15 protein-coding genes and 1 pseudogene are annotated in these 15410 nt (G+C 50.9%); 8 read left to right on the plus strand and 8 right to left on the minus strand.

What is annotated here, in order from left to right; translation table 11 throughout:
- Positions 1–52: 52 nt before the first annotated feature.
- Entirely contained in the window at positions 53–571 is a 519-nt protein-coding gene (mobB, locus tag FDX11_RS03860; RefSeq protein ID WP_137350461.1) for a molybdopterin-guanine dinucleotide biosynthesis protein MobB, read from the minus strand.
- Positions 553–1137 carry a molybdenum cofactor guanylyltransferase MobA gene (gene mobA, locus FDX11_RS03865; protein ID WP_137361690.1) on the minus strand — a complete coding sequence of 195 codons (585 nt, stop codon included), beginning with the start codon at positions 1135–1137 and terminating at the stop codon, positions 553–555. Before mobA ends, mobB begins: the two co-directional genes overlap by 19 nt.
- A gap of 69 nt (positions 1138–1206) precedes the next feature.
- Between mobA and FDX11_RS03870 the strand changes: the two genes are divergently transcribed.
- The 3 genes from FDX11_RS03870 (at position 1207) to dsbA (ending at position 3179) form a co-directional block, all read left to right on the plus strand.
- Positions 1207–1476: a YihD family protein gene (locus FDX11_RS03870; protein ID WP_003028616.1), complete on the plus strand. Its 270-nt coding sequence runs from the start codon at positions 1207–1209 to the stop codon at positions 1474–1476.
- A gap of 76 nt (positions 1477–1552) precedes the next feature.
- Complete coding sequence (locus tag FDX11_RS03875) at positions 1553–2539, plus strand: serine/threonine protein kinase (protein WP_137397529.1); 987 nt, start codon at positions 1553–1555, stop codon at positions 2537–2539.
- A gap of 16 nt (positions 2540–2555) precedes the next feature.
- Positions 2556–3179 (plus strand): thiol:disulfide interchange protein DsbA, encoded by a 624-nt coding sequence (dsbA, locus tag FDX11_RS03880; protein WP_137397530.1) that lies wholly within the window; start codon positions 2556–2558, stop codon positions 3177–3179.
- 13 nt (positions 3180–3192) lie between these two features.
- On the opposite strand, the gene FDX11_RS03885 is transcribed toward dsbA, so the two are convergent.
- Positions 3193–4056, minus strand: coding sequence for an acyltransferase (locus FDX11_RS03885; RefSeq protein ID WP_249357208.1), 864 nt, complete (start codon positions 4054–4056; stop codon positions 3193–3195).
- Here FDX11_RS03885 and FDX11_RS25375 point away from each other — a divergent pair.
- Together FDX11_RS25375 and polA are read left to right on the plus strand one after the other, a co-directional pair.
- Positions 3941–4276, plus strand: a complete 336-nt coding sequence (locus FDX11_RS25375; RefSeq protein WP_233639323.1) for a hypothetical protein — start codon at positions 3941–3943, stop codon at positions 4274–4276. The genes FDX11_RS03885 and FDX11_RS25375 overlap by 116 nt on opposite strands.
- A gap of 215 nt (positions 4277–4491) precedes the next feature.
- Complete coding sequence (polA, locus tag FDX11_RS03890) at positions 4492–7278, plus strand: DNA polymerase I (RefSeq protein ID WP_137397531.1); 2787 nt, start codon at positions 4492–4494, stop codon at positions 7276–7278.
- 333 nt (positions 7279–7611) lie between these two features.
- Here the strand turns inward: polA and yihA are convergent, their stop codons facing one another.
- The gene (yihA, locus tag FDX11_RS03895; protein ID WP_042313572.1) at positions 7612–8244 is read right to left on the minus strand and encodes a ribosome biogenesis GTP-binding protein YihA/YsxC; all 633 of its coding nucleotides are present in this window, start codon (positions 8242–8244) and stop codon (positions 7612–7614) included.
- 209 nt (positions 8245–8453) lie between these two features.
- Between yihA and FDX11_RS03900 the strand changes: the two are divergent.
- The 3 genes and pseudogenes from FDX11_RS03900 (at position 8454) to hemN (ending at position 10880) form a co-directional block, all read left to right on the plus strand.
- Positions 8454–8702: pseudogene (locus tag FDX11_RS03900) on the plus strand (hypothetical protein).
- A gap of 106 nt (positions 8703–8808) precedes the next feature.
- On the plus strand, positions 8809–9318 hold the full coding sequence (yihI, locus tag FDX11_RS03905) for a Der GTPase-activating protein YihI (protein WP_047025942.1): 510 nt from the start codon (positions 8809–8811) through the stop codon (positions 9316–9318).
- A 188-nt stretch (positions 9319–9506) separates the two neighbouring features.
- The gene (gene hemN / locus FDX11_RS03910) at positions 9507–10880 is read left to right on the plus strand and encodes an oxygen-independent coproporphyrinogen III oxidase (RefSeq protein ID WP_038635842.1); all 1374 of its coding nucleotides are present in this window, start codon (positions 9507–9509) and stop codon (positions 10878–10880) included.
- Between the two features lie 89 nt (positions 10881–10969).
- On the opposite strand, the gene FDX11_RS03915 is transcribed toward hemN, so the two are convergent.
- The 4 genes from FDX11_RS03915 to glnA all read right to left on the minus strand — a co-directional run bounded on the left by FDX11_RS03915 (position 10970) and on the right by glnA (position 15373).
- The gene (locus FDX11_RS03915; protein WP_003028631.1) at positions 10970–11080 is read right to left on the minus strand and encodes a YshB family small membrane protein; all 111 of its coding nucleotides are present in this window, start codon (positions 11078–11080) and stop codon (positions 10970–10972) included.
- A 112-nt stretch (positions 11081–11192) separates the two neighbouring features.
- A complete protein-coding gene (gene glnG, locus FDX11_RS03920) occupies positions 11193–12602 on the minus strand; it encodes a nitrogen regulation protein NR(I) (RefSeq protein WP_042313592.1) in 1410 nt (469 codons plus the stop codon).
- A gap of 11 nt (positions 12603–12613) precedes the next feature.
- Positions 12614–13663 carry a nitrogen regulation protein NR(II) gene (gene glnL / locus FDX11_RS03925; protein WP_042313563.1) on the minus strand — a complete coding sequence of 350 codons (1050 nt, stop codon included), beginning with the start codon at positions 13661–13663 and terminating at the stop codon, positions 12614–12616.
- Between the two features lie 300 nt (positions 13664–13963).
- Positions 13964–15373: a glutamate--ammonia ligase gene (gene glnA / locus FDX11_RS03935; protein WP_038635848.1), complete on the minus strand. Its 1410-nt coding sequence runs from the start codon at positions 15371–15373 to the stop codon at positions 13964–13966.
- Positions 15374–15410: the final 37 nt, after the last annotated feature.

Genomic DNA, 15410 nt, shown 5'->3' on the forward strand with positions numbered 1-15410 from the left:
ATGCGGCGTAAACGCCTTATCCGGCTTACCAAAGCGCATCAACATACAGCAGTTATCGTCTTGCCCATTGCGTAACGAAATCAGCAACTTGCTGTATATCATTAATATCTAATAATGGAACATCCACAGATAACGGAACATCACTGGCAACCGCGATAACAAACTCATCCATCGCCAACTCTTCAGGAGTATGTCCGCAGCCCTCACGAAAAAGCAGGATCTTCGCAACAGGTTCATGCTTAAATCCCTCGACCAGTACCATATCTAACGTCGAAGCATCCATCCTGCTTACCAGATACGCTAAATCCAGTTCGGGTTCTTCCGGTGTTTCTACCATTAACGCCCAACGTTGCTGGCTGGCGACCAGTGTTTGTGCCGCCCCTGCTTTGCGCAGCTCATAGCTGTCTTTACCGGGCTTGTCGACATCCATATTGTGATGTGTATGCTTAATCAATCCGGGTCTAATACCTCTGACACGCAGCTCAGGGATCAGTTTCTTTAGCAGCGTGGTTTTTCCCGTACCGCTCCATGCCGCAATGGCAAGTAATGGGATCATGATTTTTCCTGCCATTTTGCAAGTTCTTCAGGTGTGTTCACGTTTACGAATGCATCTTTATGATCGCTGAAATCGACGGCATGACCGCCAGCCTGACGCATAAAGACCATGACGCGTCGTTCACCTGACTGAAGATAATCCTGTAGCAAGGGCTGCAAGGAGCGGTGCATCAGGGCAATTGTCGGGTGATCTCTTTCCCCATCATGCACCCAGACGATTGGTGCAGCTTTGCGCTGCTCTTTTAAACGGGAGACCAGATCGTGAGGAATATAGGGCATATCGCACGGGCAGAACAAAAACCAGTCCCCCGCTTGCTGCAGGAATACCGACAGCATCCCGGCCAGTGGGCCAGGGAAATCGGCCAAGGCATCGGGAATAACTTTCAGGCCGCTTTGTTGGTAGATATCCCGGTGGCGATTGGCATTAACGACTACGGTATCGACCTGCAAAGCGAGAGTATCGGCCACATGTCGCCAAAGCGGTTTACCGTCGAGTTCAAGCAGGCCTTTATCGGTTCCGCCCATCCGTCTGGCCTTACCGCCCGCCAGCACAACCCCTGTTATTGCACTATCCAGAATCACTGATATCGCCTCTTTTAATGTGGGATTGACCCTGCTAACGTATCCGTATTAAGCCTAAGGAGCACAACCATGAAATGTAAACGCCTTAATGAAGTTATTGAACTCCTCCAGCCAGCCTGGCAGAAAGAACCTGATCTTAACCTGATGCAATTTTTACAGAAACTGGCGCAAGAGTCAGGTTTTGACGGTGAACTGGCGGATTTAACTGATGACATTCTGATCTATCACCTGAAAATGCGTGACTCGGCGAAAGACGCCGTCATCCCAGGTATTCAGAAAGATTATGAAGAAGATTTTAAAACAGCCCTTCTCCGCGCGCGTGGCGTAATTAAAGAGTAAAAGCTTGTAATCGCCGCCACCGAAAGCGCTGCGAAATGATATCCTGAATCATTCGTAGTATTTTCCGGATGATGGGATGAACGACAACGCTTTTACTTTCCAGCCGCTACACCCGGATACCATCATGGATGCACTGTTTGAGCAGGGGATCCGGGTGGACTCCGGGCTTACCCCGCTTAACAGCTATGAAAACCGTGTCTATCAGTTTCAGGACGAAGACCGCCGACGCTTTGTCGTTAAGTTTTATCGCCCTGAGCGTTGGTCCGTTGATCAGATCCAGGAAGAGCACCAGTTTGCGCTGGAACTGGTGAGCGATGAAGTGCCGGTTGCTGCTCCGCTGGTACTGAACGGCCAAACACTGTTAAGCCATCAGGGTTTTCATTATGCGATCTTCCCAAGCGTCGGCGGACGCCAGTTTGAGGCCGATAACATCGATCAGATGGAGGCGGTTGGGCGCTATCTGGGGCGTATGCACCAGACTGGCGGCAAGCGTAATTTCGCTTTCCGTCCCACGATTGGCCTTGAAGAGTATCTGACCGAACCGCGTAAACTGTTTGAACAGGCCCAACTTATTCCTTCAGGGCAAAAAGCAGCCTTCTTGAAAGCAACGGATTCACTTATTACAGTAGTTTCCGAATGCTGGCATACGCGTTTTGCCACGTTACGCCTGCATGGTGATTGTCATGCCGGCAATATTCTGTGGCGTGACGGTCCAATGTTTGTCGATTTAGATGATGCCCGCAATGGCCCGGCTGTTCAGGATTTATGGATGCTTCTTAACGGCGATAAAGCTGAACAACGCATGCAGCTTGAAACCATTATCGAGGCTTATGAAGAGTTTAGTGAGTTCGACACGACAGAAATCGGACTGATCGAACCTTTACGTGCTATGCGTTTAGTTTATTATCTTGCATGGCTGATCCGACGTTGGGGTGACCCTGCGTTTCCAAAAAACTTCCCGTGGTTAACTGGGGAAGATTACTGGCATCGTCAGACCGCAACTTTTATTGAGCAGGCAAAAATTCTGCAAGAGCCCCCCTTACAATTAACGCCAATGTATTAATCGGAGAAACTTGAACATGAAAAAAATATGGCTGGCGCTGGCTGGTATGGTTTTAGCTTTTAGCGCATCTGCGGCGCAGTTCCAGGATGGCAAACAATACATCACTCTGGAAAAGCCTGTTGCGGGTGAACCGCAAGTGTTGGAGTTCTTCTCCTTCTACTGCCCGCACTGCTATCAGTTTGAAGAAGTGCTTCATATGTCTGATAACGTGAAGAAAAAACTGCCGGAAGGCACCAAGATGACCAAATACCACGTCGAGTTTCTTGGGCCTTTGGGTAAAGATCTGACGCAGGCCTGGGCTGTTGCTATGGCACTTGGCGTTGAAGATAAGGTCACTGTTCCGCTGTTTGAAGGGGTTCAGAAAACCCAAACCGTTCAGTCTGTTGCAGATATCCGTAAAGTGTTTGTCGACGCGGGTATTAAAGGTGAAGACTACGATGCGGCATGGAACAGCTTTGTGGTGAAATCACTCGTGGCGCAGCAGGAAAAAGCGGCAGCTGATTTACAGCTGCAGGGCGTTCCGGCGATGTTCGTGAATGGTAAATACCAGGTAAACCCACAGGGCATGGATACCAGCAGCATGGATATCTTTGTACAGCAGTATGCGGATACCGTGAAATTCCTGGTTAGTCAGAAATAAAAGCGAAAGCCGGTCATTGACCGGCTTTTTTGTTTGTGGCTTTAATCGCATCTATTTGCGCGTCTTTCTCGCTCCAGAGCGTATTCAACCATAGCTGAAACCGACGCTTGAAACCTTTATCGTTCACGTAATCACCGTGCAACTCTTCTTGAATTTGCTCCAGGTTCACCCGCACGACAATACGCGTTAATTTGCCGCTCAGCATATCGTAGAAAGGGCGGCTGCTATTTTCCGGGTAGCACAGCGTGACGTTCAGCAACTTATCAAACTGCGCCCCCAGCACATTCAATGCCATAGCGATACCGGCCGCCTTAGGTGGGAGCAGGTTTTGATAGGGGGAGCGGGTTTGCTCACGTTTCTCATTAGTAAAGCGTGAACCTTCGACAAAATTGACGATAGTTGTCGGGTGTACGCGAAATTTCTCGCAGGAGCGACGCGTTGTTTCCACGTCTTTACCGCGCCGTTCCGGGTGACGGAGCAGGTAGCCGCGTGAATAACGTTTCATAAACGGCATATCCAGTGCCCAGCAGGCCAGGCCAATAAACGGCACCCAGGCGAGTTGTTGTTTGAGAAAATATTTATTCATCGGGATGTGCTTACGAAACAGAACGCAAAGCACGACGATATCGGCCCAGCTGTAATGATTACAAATGAGCAGATACCAGTTTTTTTTGCTAAGACCTTCCAGCCCTTCGACGTCCCACTTCAATCGTGGATTGAGGTGCAGCAGTATAGCCAGACCTTCACACCAGCAATACATCATGAAATTACAGAAGATGGAAACCTTGCGCCAGACGACAGGAACAGGCAAAAGGAGTTTTACCACCCCGGCAAGGATGATTGGCACAGAACAAAAAATCGTAACCAATATGGTCAATACGATACTCAGCAACAGCGTTATCGCAGCGAGTATTCTTGTCATAATTAAATTATTCAATAAGTTAGCCATAGACAGTGCGCTAAAAAGGCGCAAGGGGCTGATTTTATCAGAAAACGAACCAAATGATGGATCTTCCCTGAATAGAAAAAAAAGGAATATCTATCCACATCGGGATACAAGCGATAAAAATGGAATAAAATGCTGTAGATTTATTTAATTAACTGAAATATATGAAAAAATATAATGAATCAATAATTACCTTGCTATATTTAAAGAGCTGAAAATTATTTATTCACAAAGTTATCCACAGTCTTATTTGCGAGCAAAGCAGAAGAACTGCAAAAGTTTTTCGACAAAAACGGCGAAAAACTCATGTTTTCATCCCGTCTGTGGCATCCTTTACCCATAATCTGATAAACAGGCACGGACATTATGGTTCAGATCCCAGAAAACCCACTTATCCTTGTAGATGGCTCATCTTACCTTTATCGCGCATATCACGCGTTTCCGCCGCTGACTAACAGCGCAGGAGAACCTACTGGTGCGATGTACGGTGTTCTCAACATGCTGCGTAGCTTGATTCTACAATATCAGCCGACCCATGCTGCTGTGGTATTTGACGCTAAGGGTAAAACCTTCCGTGATGAATTATTCGAGCATTACAAGTCACACCGCCCGCCAATGCCTGACGATCTGCGCGCGCAGATTGAACCTCTACATGCGATGGTAAAAGCGATGGGGTTGCCATTACTGGCTGTTTCAGGCGTGGAAGCGGATGATGTTATCGGTACGCTGGCGCGTGAAGCGGAAAAGGTTGGTCGTCCGGTGCTGATCAGTACCGGTGATAAAGACATGGCTCAGCTGGTGACACCGAACATCACCCTGATCAACACCATGACCAATACTATCCTTGGCCCGGATGAAGTGGTGAATAAGTACGGTGTGCCACCTGAGCTGATTATTGATTTCCTGGCGCTGATGGGCGACTCCTCCGATAACATTCCTGGTGTACCTGGCGTGGGTGAAAAAACGGCTCAGGCGCTGCTCCAGGGCTTGGGGGGGCTGGATACCCTTTATGCCGAATCTGACAAAATTGCGGGGCTGACTTTCCGTGGTGCGAAAACCATGGCAGGCAAGCTTGAGCAAAATAAAGAGGTGGCGTACCTCTCTTATCAATTAGCGACCATTAAAACAGATGTTGAGCTGGAGTTAACCTGCGAGCAACTGGAAGTGAAGCAGCCCGCCGCAGATGAATTGCTTGGCCTGTTTAAACAGTATGAGTTTAAGCGTTGGGTTGCAGACGTAGAAGCCGGTAAATGGCTGCAGGCGAAAGGAACGAAGCCGGCGGCTAAACCGCAGGAAACAATCGTCGTCGAGGCTACGCCGGAAGAACCTGCGACGGCTCTTTCGTACGATAACTACGTGACGATTCTGGATGAAGCGACGCTGGAAGAGTGGATCGCGAAGCTGAAAAAAGCGCCCGTCTTCGCCTTTGATACAGAAACTGACAGCCTGGACAATATCTCTGCGAATCTGGTTGGACTGTCTTTTGCCATTGAACCGGGCGTAGCTGCCTATGTTCCTGTTGCCCATGACTACCTGGACGCCCCCGATCAGATCACTCGCGACCGTGCGTTGGCGCTGCTGAAGCCGCTGTTGGAAGACGAAAACGCGCATAAAGTCGGGCAAAACCTGAAGTACGATCGCGGCATTCTGGCGAACTACGATATCGAACTGCGCGGCATCGTCTTTGACACCATGCTCGAGTCCTACATTCTTAACAGCGTTGCCGGTAGACACGATATGGACAGCCTGTCCGATCGCTGGCTGAAACATAAAACCATCACCTTTGAAGAGATCGCCGGAAAGGGCAAAAACCAGCTGACCTTTAACCAGATAGCGCTGGAAGAAGCTGGTCGTTACGCTGCGGAAGATGCCGACGTTACGCTACAACTGCATCTGAAGATGTGGCCGGAATTGCAGCAGCATAAAGGGCCGCTGAACGTCTTTGAAAATATCGATATGCCGCTGGTGCCGGTTTTGTCTCGCGTTGAGCGCAACGGTGTGAAAATCGATCCGGCTGTTCTGCACAAGCATTCAGAAGAGCTGACGCTGCGTTTGAACGAGCTGGAGCAAAAAGCGCACGAGATCGCCGGAGAAGCGTTTAACCTCTCTTCCACCAAGCAGCTACAAACCATCCTGTTTGAAAAGCAGGGTATTAAGCCGCTGAAGAAAACACCTGGCGGCGCGCCATCAACCTCGGAAGAGGTACTGGAAGAGCTGGCGCTGGACTACCCGTTGCCGAAAGTGATCCTGGAATATCGTGGGTTAGCAAAACTGAAGTCGACCTATACGGACAAGCTTCCGTTGATGATTAACAAGAAAACCGGGCGCGTACATACCTCCTATCATCAGGCGGTTACCGCTACCGGGCGCTTGTCTTCAACGGACCCGAATCTGCAGAACATCCCGGTACGTAATGACGAAGGTCGTCGTATTCGCCAGGCGTTTATTGCACCGGAAGACTACGTGATTGTTTCCGCGGACTACTCGCAGATTGAACTGCGTATCATGGCGCATCTCTCGCGTGATAAAGGTTTGCTTACCGCATTTGCCGAAGGGAAAGATATTCACCGTGCAACCGCCTCTGAAGTCTTTGGCTTACCGCTGGATTCAGTAACTAACGAACAACGCCGCAGCGCGAAAGCTATCAACTTCGGTTTAATCTACGGGATGAGCGCCTTTGGTCTTGCTCGCCAGTTAAATATTCCGCGCAAAGAAGCTCAGAAGTACATGGATCTCTACTTCGAACGCTACCCTGGCGTGCTGGAATATATGGAACGCACGCGTGCACAGGCAAAAGAGCAGGGTTACGTTGAAACGCTGGAAGGGCGTCGCCTCTATTTGCCGGATATTAAATCCAGTAATGGCGCTCGTCGTGCGGGTGCTGAACGCGCCGCAATCAACGCCCCGATGCAAGGTACTGCCGCAGATATTATTAAGCGAGCCATGATAGCCGTAGACGGATGGCTGCAAACCGAGAAACCGCGCGTGCGCATGATCATGCAAGTTCACGATGAACTGGTGTTTGAAGTGCACAAAGATGACCTGGAAAGTGTGTCTAAAAAGATCCATCAACTGATGGAAAACGAGACCCAGATTGACGTGCCGTTATTAGTGGAAGTCGGTAGTGGTGAAAACTGGGATCAAGCGCACTAAGGGTTTACTGAATAACGGCCTTTTTTCGTAACTAAGCAACATAAGATAGAACTTTTTGTGATGTCCATTAGAATTCCCTATGTAAGGAATGAAAAAAAATTACAAAAAGTGCTTTCTGAGCTGCTCAAAAAAGAGTAAAGTTATTCACGTAGGGTACAGAGGTAAGATGTTCTATCTTTCAGACCTTTTACTTCACGTAATCGGATTTGGCTGAATATTTTAGCCGCCCCAGTCAGTAATGACTGGGGCGTTTTTTATTGTGCGCAAGAAAAGTTTCGCTCACGCCGTAGGCCGGATAAGACGCGCAGCGGCGCCATCCGGCATAGCGGGGGATTATTCCCCGTCCTGAATCTCTTCGACCGGTGCCAGTTCACTAAACCAGCTATCCAGCTTCTGCCGCAGTTTGTCCACGCCCAGCTTTTTCAGTGATGAAAAGGCTTCTACCTGCACATCACCATTAAACGCCAGCACGGCTTCACGTACCATATTCAGTTGAGCTTTGCGCGCGCCGCTGGCCAGCTTGTCTGCTTTAGTCAGTAGCACCAGAACCTGAACGTTGCTCTCTACCGCCCACAGGATCATCTGCTGATCCAGATCCTTAAGCGGATGACGAATATCCATCAGTACCACCAGACCTTGCAGGCTCTGACGTTTTTCCAGATATTCAGCCAGTGCGCGCTGCCATTTGCGCTTCATCTCTTCCGGCACTTCGGCGTAACCATACCCCGGCAGGTCAACCAGGCGTTTACCGTCAACGACTTCAAACAGGTTGATGAGCTGAGTACGGCCCGGTGTTTTAGATGTACGCGCCAGACTCTTTTGATTAGTCAGGGTATTTAGCGCACTGGATTTGCCTGCGTTGGAACGGCCAGCAAAAGCCACTTCGATTCCGGTATCGGAAGGTAAGTGGCGAATATCAGGCGCACTCATCACAAAATGCGTCTGTTGATAATTCAAGTTAGTCAAAGCGGTCCTCTCCATCAATCAAGGCTTTGCAGCGATTATACCTGAACACCAGCAAAAGGCTGGTTTTTCGACGCGTGGCCTGTGTAAGTAAAAACCTCGCACTTTGTGAGACATTGCCTATAGTATCTATACGAGATGACAGTGTAAAAAATGACATGGCCTAAATAAATCATAGCGTTACGGTTAGGCACTATTCTTAAAATCCGAAATTGTTACCTTGGTTACTTGTACGTTTAAACCAAAACGGTAAAGTAGTGCCCATAGCGAGGAAGCTGACAGGATAGACGACTCAGGATGAGGGTCAGGAGCGCCAGGAGGCGAAGACACAGGATTGTCAGGAAGACAAACGTCCGGAGACGTTAGTAAAAGGAAATGGAAACAACACGGAATGTTTCAGGCTAAGGGAAAAACAGGGTGTGTTGATAGCCAACAGGGATAGTAGAGCCCGTAAGGGTTGAGAGTCAGGAAAAAAGGCGACAGATTACTCTGTCGCCTTTTTTCTTTATTTCTGCTAGATTCCGGCGCAAATATATACTGAATTAAAACAGCCAAAGACGAATCATGATGAAACCAACTTCTACACCACGCGGTAAAGGTCCTGCAAAAGCGCGTCGTAAAACACGCGAAGAAATTAACCAGGAAGCTCGCGACCGTAAGCGCCAGAAAAAACACCGTGGCCATGCGGCGGGTAGCCGTGCGTCCGGTAGCGATGGCGCATCTGGTGGCGGAAAGCAAAATAAGCAACAAGATCCTCGTATTGGCAGCAAAACCCCCATTCCATTGGGCGTGACCGAAAAAGTCACCAAACAGCACAAACCGAAGAGTGAGAAACCTATGCTTTCACCACAGGCTGAGTTGGATTTACTGGAAACGGATGAGCGCCTGGATGCGCTGCTGGAGCGTCTTGAAGCAGGAGAAACCCTGAGTGCGGAAGATCAAACCTGGGTTGATGCCAAGCTGGATCGCATTGATGAGCTGATGCAAAAGCTGGGTCTCTCTTACGATGACGAGGAAGAAGAGGAAGAAGAAGAAAAACCGGAAGACATGATGCGCCTGCTGAAAGGCGGCAACTAACGGTTTTACACCGTGGGTCTTCCCGTCCTGCTTATAACCCTTCCGGTTATATGTTATCTGGTGTGGTTATTCGTTAAACTACAGCGGTTGTCGCGGCGACAGAAGTGGCTGCGCAACCGGCTTATTACCCGCACAGGGGTTAAGCCGGTACGCCGTACCCGCCAGAGACGCCATCGGAAGGAGTGAGCATGTCAGAGCAGCTAATAGACTGGGACCTGGCCCTGATCCAGAAATATAACTATTCCGGGCCACGATATACCTCGTACCCAACCGCGCTGGAGTTTTCTGAAGACTACGGCGCCGAGGCGTTTTTAAACGCTGTGGCGCGTTACCCTGAGCGTCCGCTCTCGTTGTACGTTCACATCCCGTTCTGCCACAAACTGTGTTACTTCTGCGGCTGCAACAAGGTTGTGACGCGTCAGCAGCATAAAGCCGATCAATACCTCGATGTCTTAGAACAAGAAATTATTCATCGCGCACCGTTGTTTGCCGGACGTCATGTCAGTCAGCTGCACTGGGGCGGTGGCACGCCAACGTATCTGAATAAAGCGCAAATCAGCCGTTTGATGTCGCTGCTGCGTGGCAACTTCAACTTTAACGCGGATGCGGAAATCTCGATCGAAGTGGATCCGCGTGAAATTGAGCTGGATGTGCTCGATCATTTACGCGCTGAAGGTTTTAACCGCCTGAGCATGGGGGTGCAGGACTTCAATAAAGAAGTTCAGCGCCTGGTGAACCGTGAGCAGGATGAGGAGTTTATCTTTGCGCTGCTGAATCATGCGCGGGAGATTGGCTTTACCTCGACGAATATCGATCTGATTTATGGTTTGCCAAAACAGACGCCGGAAAGTTTCGCCTTCACCCTGAAACGCGTTGCTGAGCTGAATCCAGACCGACTGAGCGTCTTCAACTACGCTCACCTGCCGACGCTGTTTGCTGCTCAGCGCAAAATCAAAGATGCCGACCTGCCCAGCGCGCAACAGAAGTTGGATATCCTGCAGGAGACCATCTCTTCACTGACCGAAACCGGTTATCAGTTCATTGGCATGGATCACTTTGCTCGCCCGGATGACGAACTGGCGATCGCTCAACGCAAAGGTGTGCTGCATCGTAATTTCCAGGGGTATACCACCCAGGGGGATACCGATCTTCTGGGGATGGGCGTATCGGCAATCAGTATGATTGGCGACAACTACGCGCAGAACCAAAAAGAGCTGAAGCGCTATTATCAGCAGGTAGACGAGCAGGGGAACGCGTTATGGCGAGGAATTGCGCTGACCCGCGATGACTGTATTCGTCGGGATGTGATTAAGCTGCTGATCTGCAACTTCCGCCTCGACTATGCCGCCGTGGAACAGCAATGGGATCTGAATTTTGCTGACTATTTTGCCGAAGATCTGAAACTGCTGGCGCCGCTGGCGAAAGATGGGCTGGTGGATGTGAATGAGAAGGGAATTCAGGTTACGCCTAAGGGCCGCCTGCTGATCCGTAATATCTGCATGTGCTTCGATGCGTATCTGCGGCAGAAAGCGCGGATGCAGCAGTTCTCACGCGTCATTTAGCCGGGTTGCCCGGTGGCGCTGCGCTTACCGGGCCTACACGTTGCGATAACCTGTAGGCCCGATAAGCGTTAGCGCCATCCGGCACATTGTCAGCTGAACAGTCCAACCAGCGCCGCGCACAGCACTGCGGCAACCGCAGTTTGTGGCGTATGGCTTTCGACCGCACCGCTCGACAGCAGATTAATCATTGATTCCAGCATGATGACTTCCCCCCGTTAGCCGGGCACGATCATACTTAACTCATCAGAACAGTAAAGCGCAAAATAGCAGCAATTTGCGCTCAATTATCAAACTTTACACTGTGACCGAGCGTCACTCCATTCCGAGTTCTTTTAACTTACGCGTCAAGGTATTACGGCCCCAGCCGAGCAAGCGCGCTGCTTCCTGTTTATGCCCCTGGGTATGACGTAGCGCGGTGGTCAATAGCGTGCGCTCCATCTCTGGTTGAGCTTCAGAAAGCAAATTTTGATGACCGGAACGTAATGCCCGGTCTGCCCACTGCGCTAACAGCGTTGCCCAACTGTCCGGCTGCATAGGGGACGGCGCGTCTGGCACGCTGGTTTCAAAAAGCTCGGCCGGCAAGTCCTGAATCAATACTTCCTGTCCGGCAGCCATAACGGTTAACCAGCGGCAGGTGTTTTCAAGCTGGCGTACGTTGCCCGGCCAGGCCAGACGCGTAAGCGCTGCCTCGGTTTCGGGATGTAATTGCTTGGCTTCCACCCCAAGTTCGCGGGCGGCTTCCTGCAGGAAATGACGTGCCAGGCGAGGGATGTCTTCCCGACGTTCACGCAGCGGGGGCAAATGAACGCGAATGACGTTGAGACGGTGGAATAAATCCTCACGGAATTTGCCTTCCTGTACGCGCAGTTCCAGATTCTGGTGCGTGGCGGCGATGATGCGCACATCCACTTTCACCGGCGCATAACCACCCACCCGGTAAAACTGTCCATCCGCTAATACGCGCAATAAACGCGTTTGCACGTCCAGCGGCATATCGCCGATTTCATCGAGGAACAGCGTCCCACCGTCGGCCTGCTCAAAACGCCCTTGACGAATGGTATTTGCCCCGGTAAACGCCCCTTTCTCATGACCGAACAGTTCAGACTCGATCAAATCTTTCGGGATAGCCGCCATGTTCAGCGCAATAAACGGCGCTTTGACGCGTGGGCTGTGACGGTGTAGGGCATGAGCGACCAGCTCTTTACCGGTCCCGGACTCGCCATTAATCAATACGCTGATTGAAGAACGGGAAAGTCGGCCAATAATGCGAAAAACATCCTGCATCGCTGGCGCTTCACCAATAATATCGGTCGTTGGTCCGTGGATTTGTACATTACGCGGCTGCTGCTGTTCCTGATAATGACTGATGGCACGTTCGACCAGCGCCACGGCTTCGTCAATATCAAAAGGTTTGGGCAGATAATCAAACGCCCCTTGCTGGTAGGCGCTGACGGCGGCATCCAGATCGGAATGCGCCGTCATTATGATGACCGGAAGCATTGGATGACGCTGTTTGATCTGTTTTAACAGCGTCAGACCATCCATACCCGGCATGCGAATGTCTGACAACAATACGTCCGGCGTTTTACTGGCCAGCGCGTCCAGCACCTCTTTACCGCTTTCAAATGCGGTACAGCTCAGACCAGCCCCTGCGAGCGCACGTTCTAGCACCCAACGGATGGAACTATCGTCATCAACGACCCAGACTATTCCTCGTTGCATAAACGTCACCTTTATTTCCTGATAGGCAGGTAAACCGAGAACTCGGTATGACCCGGCCAACTGGTAAATTCAATTTTGCCGGAATGCTGATCAATTAAATTACGGGCGATGGATAACCCAAGGCCGGTACCGCCCTCGCGACCGCTGACCATTGGGTAGAACAGCGTGTCCTGCAAATGAGAGGGAATACCCGGGCCGTTATCCTCAACATCGATCCGCGCCGCCAGACGGTAACGCACGCCGTGCAGCGTGAGCTGAAACGCAGTGCGGGTACGCAGTACGATCTCGCCACCTTCCGGCCCTAAGGCTTGCAGGGCATTGCGCACGATATTCAGCAAAACCTGTTCTATCTGGTCCGGGTCGTGCAATAACTCAGGCAGGCTCGGATCGTAATCACGAATTAGCGTAACGTTTTCTGGTACTTCCATCGAAACCAGCGCGACCACACGCTCCGCTACTTTGTGAATACTTTCCGTGACGTGCATGCCCGGTTGTTGCGGTCCTAACAGACGGTCGACCAGATTACGCAGGCGGTCGGCCTGCTCAATAATGACTTTGGTATATTCGGTCAGCGCCGGGTCCGGGAGCGCTTTACTGAGAAGCTGTGCCGCGCCGCGTAACCCGCCCAGCGGGTTTTTGATTTCATGCGCCAGCCCGCGTACCAGATCGCGGGCGGCAATTTGCTGGGCATGCTGGAGTTGTTCCTGACTCAGACGGCGCTGGTTATCCATTGGCGCCATCTCCAGCAGGATCAAGCCATCAGGCAGCCTCTGGGCGGTCACAGAGAGGATATGTGAGTGGCTGTCTATCACCAGCGTCACTTCGTTATCCGTAAAGCCCTGGCCGGCTTCCAGGCTCTCACGCAGCAGTCCGATGTTTAACGAGAAATAACTCAACAGATCGGGCAGCGGTGTACCAAACAGTTTGCGGGAGCTTTGAGCGAGCAGCTGTTGTGCCGCCGGGTTGGCGTAATGTATCGACAGCTCATCGTCGACGAGTAAGATGCTATTGATTAAAGAATTGAGGATCTGCCCAGCATCGGGCAGCGTGCCGGTTGCCATTCAGCAGTCTCCTGAAAAGTGTTGCACCATTTTAGTGCATTATAGCTTTTTATGGATAAAAAGCGCGAAAAAGCAGGTTGTTAGTGGAGAAAAAAGCCCATCGTGTGATGGGCTGAAAGTTTCCACGGCAACTAAAACCTTCGTCTTTCTCCCTACAGCTTTGTTGGCTGCTTTCGCTCACCCCAGTCACTTACTTATGTAAGCTCCCGGGGATTCACTCAATTGCCGCCTTGCTGTAGCAAGAAATCCATTGGTTATTACATCCTCTGCACGTTTTTATGTGAGAGTGTAAAAGTTAAATTAAACGCTGTAGTACAGCTCAAACTCTACCGGGTGCGGCGTCATGCGCACGCGGTCATCTTCTTCGCGACGCAGCGCAATGTACGCATCGATAGCTTCATTGGTGAACACGCCGCCTGCAGTCAGGAACTCGCGGTCCAGATCCAGTTCTTTCAGTGCTTCTTCCAGAGAACCCGCAACCTGTGGGATCTCTTTCGCTTCTTCAGGCGGCAGGTCGTACAGGTTTTTGTCCATCGCTTCGCCCGGGTGGATCTTGTTCTTAATACCGTCAAGACCCGCCATCAGCAGCGCGGCAAAGCACAGGTACGGGTTAGCAGCCGGGTCCGGGAAACGCACTTCGATACGACGCGCTTTCGGAGAAGCTACCACCGGAATACGGATGGAGGCAGAACGGTTACGGGCAGAGTAAGCCAGCATGACCGGCGCTTCGTAGCCCGGGACCAGACGCTTGTAGGAGTTGGTGGTCGGGTTCGCCAGGGCGTTGATCGCTTTAGCGTGTTTGATAACGCCGCCGATGTAGTACAGCGCCTGCTCAGACAGACCCGCATATTTGTCACCGGAGAACAGGTTTACGCCGTTCTTGGACAGGGACATGTGGCAGTGCATACCGGAACCGTTATCACCGAACATCGGTTTCGGCATGAAGGTTGCTGTTTTACCGAAGCGGTGAGCGACGTTGTGAACCACATATTTGTAGATCTGAATTTCGTCCGCTTTTTTGGTCATGGTGTTAAAGCGGGTTGCGATTTCGTTCTGGCCAGCAGTTGCCACTTCGTGGTGGTGCGCTTCAACAACCAGACCCATTTCTTCCATGATCAGACACATGGTAGAACGGATGTCCTGAGAAGAATCTACCGGAGGAACCGGGAAGTAACCGCCTTTCACGCCAGGACGGTGACCTTTGTTACCACCTTCGTATTTGGTGGAGGAGTTCCATGCGCCTTCGATATCATCGATAGCCACGTGGGAACCGGAAATGGACGCGCCGAAACGGATGTCGTCAAACAGGAAGAATTCTGGCTCTGGCCCGAACAGAACGGTATCTGCGATGCCGGTAGAACGCAGGTACTCTTCAGCGCGTTTAGCGATGGAGCGCGGGTCGCGGTCGTAGCCCTGCAGCGTACCGGGTTCCAGGATATCGCAACGGATGATCAGGGTAGACTCTTCATAGAACGGGTCGATGAGTGCAGTAGACGCATCTGGCATCAGAACCATGTCTGATTCGTTAATGCCTTTCCAGCCACCGATTGATGAGCCGTCAAACATTTTGCCTTCTTCAAAGAATTCGGCATTTACCTGATGAGCAGGAATAGTGACGTGCTGTTCTTTACCTTTGGTATCAGTGAAGCGCAAATCAACAAACTTCACTTCGTGTTCGTTCAGCATCGTCAAAACGTGTTCAGCGGACATACTTACTCTCCCGGATTGGTCATGGTCGTCGTGGTAA

It is taken from the genome of Citrobacter sp. wls714, from assembly GCF_005281025.1.
GTDB classification, from domain to species: domain Bacteria; phylum Pseudomonadota; class Gammaproteobacteria; order Enterobacterales; family Enterobacteriaceae; genus Citrobacter; species Citrobacter werkmanii.

Excerpts from the sequence above, each read along its gene's own strand:
- glnA (WP_038635848.1), bottom strand. The coding sequence starts at position 15,373 with ATGTCCGCTGAACACGTTTTGACGATGCTGAACGAACACGAAGTGAAG.
- FDX11_RS03875 (WP_137397529.1), top strand. The coding sequence starts at position 1,553 with ATGAACGACAACGCTTTTACTTTCCAGCCGCTACACCCGGATACCATC.
- FDX11_RS03915 (WP_003028631.1), bottom strand. The coding sequence starts at position 11,080 with ATGCTGGAATCAATGATTAATCTGCTGTCGAGCGGTGCGGTCGAAAGC.
- FDX11_RS03870 (WP_003028616.1), top strand. The coding sequence starts at position 1,207 with ATGAAATGTAAACGCCTTAATGAAGTTATTGAACTCCTCCAGCCAGCC.
- hemN (WP_038635842.1), top strand. The coding sequence starts at position 9,507 with ATGTCAGAGCAGCTAATAGACTGGGACCTGGCCCTGATCCAGAAATAT.
- dsbA (WP_137397530.1), top strand. The coding sequence starts at position 2,556 with ATGAAAAAAATATGGCTGGCGCTGGCTGGTATGGTTTTAGCTTTTAGC.
- yihI (WP_047025942.1), top strand. The coding sequence starts at position 8,809 with ATGAAACCAACTTCTACACCACGCGGTAAAGGTCCTGCAAAAGCGCGT.
- polA (WP_137397531.1), top strand. The coding sequence starts at position 4,492 with ATGGTTCAGATCCCAGAAAACCCACTTATCCTTGTAGATGGCTCATCT.
- mobB (WP_137350461.1), bottom strand. The coding sequence starts at position 571 with ATGGCAGGAAAAATCATGATCCCATTACTTGCCATTGCGGCATGGAGC.
- FDX11_RS25375 (WP_233639323.1), top strand. The coding sequence starts at position 3,941 with ATGAAATTACAGAAGATGGAAACCTTGCGCCAGACGACAGGAACAGGC.
- glnL (WP_042313563.1), bottom strand. The coding sequence starts at position 13,663 with ATGGCAACCGGCACGCTGCCCGATGCTGGGCAGATCCTCAATTCTTTA.
- glnG (WP_042313592.1), bottom strand. The coding sequence starts at position 12,602 with ATGCAACGAGGAATAGTCTGGGTCGTTGATGACGATAGTTCCATCCGT.